This window comes from Pseudogemmobacter faecipullorum (assembly GCF_020539525.1).
GTDB lineage: Bacteria > Pseudomonadota > Alphaproteobacteria > Rhodobacterales > Rhodobacteraceae > Pseudogemmobacter > Pseudogemmobacter faecipullorum.
The window spans coordinates 1-2828 of the sequence record NZ_JACDXX010000058.1 but is presented as its reverse complement, the minus strand read 5'-3'; the positions used below and the strand labels follow the sequence as shown (position 1 = coordinate 2828).

The 2828-nt window shown below is 56.6% G+C and carries 1 protein-coding gene; it reads right to left on the bottom strand.

Annotation, left to right across the window (positions count from 1 at the left end; translation table 11 throughout):
- Positions 1 to 29: 29 nt before the first annotated feature.
- On the bottom strand, positions 30 to 2645 hold the full coding sequence (locus tag H0485_RS20985) for a DEAD/DEAH box helicase (RefSeq protein ID WP_226937837.1): 2616 nt from the start codon (positions 2643 to 2645) through the stop codon (positions 30 to 32).
- Positions 2646 to 2828: the final 183 nt, after the last annotated feature.

The window sequence follows — 2828 nt, the reverse complement described above, 5'->3', positions numbered from 1 at the left end:
TGAGCGCATCGTTATAGGCTGGCCAGTTCCTAGTCCTGTAGGTCGGGGAGGTGGGTCTGCTCATGCACCCCAGCTACCATATTGGATTCACGAGATGAATCCCTCACGGGATTTGCGCAACAGAGCCCACGGAAGGGCGAAGTTACGCCGATCGTGCCAGTGTAATTTTCACTCAAAAGTAACTTTTGTATTTGCTCGACGATGGCACGGACTTCAGCACGATTGACATTATTTCCTTCGCTTACCATAGGTGCAGCTACATGGGTCCAAGCGATGCCAGCCTTTTGCGCTTTGGGCGTCACTATCCGCTCGGGATCATAGGCGACCTTCAGGGCGCTTCCATAGAATTCCGAACTGATATAGTCGACGATCGGCCCGACAGAACGATATTGCTGGCGCAGCAGAATCTTATGCGCCGCAGGCAAGCGTTTAGCAAAATCAAACAAAGAATTGCGACTTTGCGCATAACGGCTCATCTGCTCGACGGGCAGGTTTTGCGCTTGCATCAGATTGCGATCTTTGGCCTGTCCGAGCTGAGGAATGAAGCTGAGCTGACGGTCATCGCCGACCACCACCATACGTTTCGCACGCGCCATCAGCGGCAGCGCGGAAGCAATATCGCATTGGCTTGCCTCATCGAAAATCACGAGATCAAAGAGACCGGTTTCCAGCGGGATGCGTTTGGGAGTGCCGAGGATAGAGGCCAGCCAAAGTGGCCTTGGCCCCAAGATAGTCTGCGCCACGGGAAACGGCACCGCAGTCTGACGTCCTTGGAAATCAAGATCGGCTTTAGCATCCTCCAGCACAGACAGGCACTCATTCGAGAGCGAGACCCGCTCCTTGACGACCATGCTCAGGACCCGCTGAGCCAGTTCGGCAATCTGATCGCTCAATTGCACTACGCTGTCACTCGCGCGCAGCGCTTTGCGCGCACTGTGCAATTCGCTGAGCCGTGCTTCTAGGCTCGACAGGCTGACAACCTTAGACTGCGCCTCGCCCATTTCGGGCGCACGCCCACGCAAAAGCAAGGAAATCGCAGCAAGCACCCGCGCCCAAAGAGACATCGGCGCAAGATCTTCTTCGATGGCAACAGGCGCTTGAGCGGAAAATTTACGCCGAGTTTCCAACCGCTCATGCAGTTCCGCAAGCTCGCTCTCGATCCGATCACGCTCCAGCATCGCATCAAGCATCGCAGCGCGATTTATAGCCATATGCTCAAGACTTTTAAGCAAAACGATATCGACCGGCGCGGCCGCACGGGTCTTCACATTTGTCAAATCGCCCAACACGCTGCGGAATGAGCGATCAATCTCTCGCTCTGGGTCCAAAGTCCGCACCAAAAAATCGGCATCTGGAACCAACCCGCCTAAGCGATCTTCTACGGCGTCCAAAGCTTGGTGGTTTTTGGAGGCCACAAGCACCGAGCCGCCCGCCAAGATGACCGAAGCTGCCATGGAAACAATCGCTTGCGACTTACCCGTCCCTGGCGGCCCCGTGACTACTGTGAGCGCCGCTTCACTCGCCGCACGCACCGCCGCGATTTGCTCCGCATTCAAAGAACCGACATTTACCGCAGCAATAGGTTTGGCGGGCTGATAGCTAGGTTCAAGCCCCAAAGCCGGAGCCAAAGCCGATTGCACCAGACGTTCAGGCGGCCATTGCGCAATTTCATCGAGATCACGAACAGCCCCTGCAGTAAAAGTGCTGTCGTCGGGCAAGAACAGAGCTGCGCAATCAAAAATTCCCTCATGGGTCGGGTCCAGCTCTGAGGCTAGGTTCTGACCAGACACCTTGCTCCGCGTCTGCCGCGCCATCGCCTCGCGCAATCTCTCAAGGAAATCTTTCGACTGAAGCCCGACGCCTTCTTCAGCCCCAAAAATCTCCTCAAGTTGAGCGGCTTTCCACCCCGCCTGACGTGCCGCCCCCTTGATCCAATCTGGGTTGATCAAGATATCATCAAGCGCGATGTCGATATGCAGCTGCCCATCCTGCCGCGTCCAAGTCGCGGAAATCAGGCCAACAGGCCAGATGACCGGCACGCCTGAACGCCGTCCCACAGCCAGAGGCCAGCCAATCGCGAGCGCATTTTCATTCGCTGCCCGCTTGAGCAAAGCCTCGCGGAAATCTGGGGAAAGCGCATCGAGCTCAATCACCATTGTCGCCCGCAGATCCGCCTCGGGCACCAAAGGCCCGTGACCCGCAATCAGATGCCAGACCGCACCATGACGATCGACCGCCTCGCTCATCGCGCCGCGTGGGTCGCTTCTGAGAGCTGAGCGCCAATAGCGCAGCAAGGCTTGCGGGTCGAGCGCAAGGGGCTTTGCCTCGCTTCGTTCCACCTCTACATCAACGGGACTGAACGATATCTTGAAGGGCGCAGCTGTTAAAACATTACGTTCAAGCCCGTCCAAGCCAGTCGAAACAGCAGCCCCCACCACTCGGGCATTCAGACCCCCTGAAGAAACGGCTGCAAACCACAAGCCATCCACACGCCGCCGCGCAAGGCCCGATCGCGCCAGATCGGACAGCTCTGCCAAAACAGCCATACGCTCATTTTCTGAGAAACACCCGCCATTCAGCGCATAAAGCCGCTCGATGCTAAGTCCACGGGGGAAGGCCTGAAGGAATTTTAGAACTGTCGACATAACATTCAATCATAGAGCTTGACCGTTACGATCGAGCGTATTTATTTTGTTTTCAAATGGCTCTGTTGCGCAAATCGCGTGTTTGCCGAGGTTCCCCTTTCCCCGGACAGACTTATCCCACGGCTTCCGTGACAGGTATGCCGAGCGCTGTGTAGCCGTTCAGGACGGCGATGCGGACCTGGA

Excerpts from the sequence above, each read along its gene's own strand:
- H0485_RS20985 (WP_226937837.1), bottom strand. The coding sequence starts at position 2,645 with ATGTCGACAGTTCTAAAATTCCTTCAGGCCTTCCCCCGTGGACTTAGC.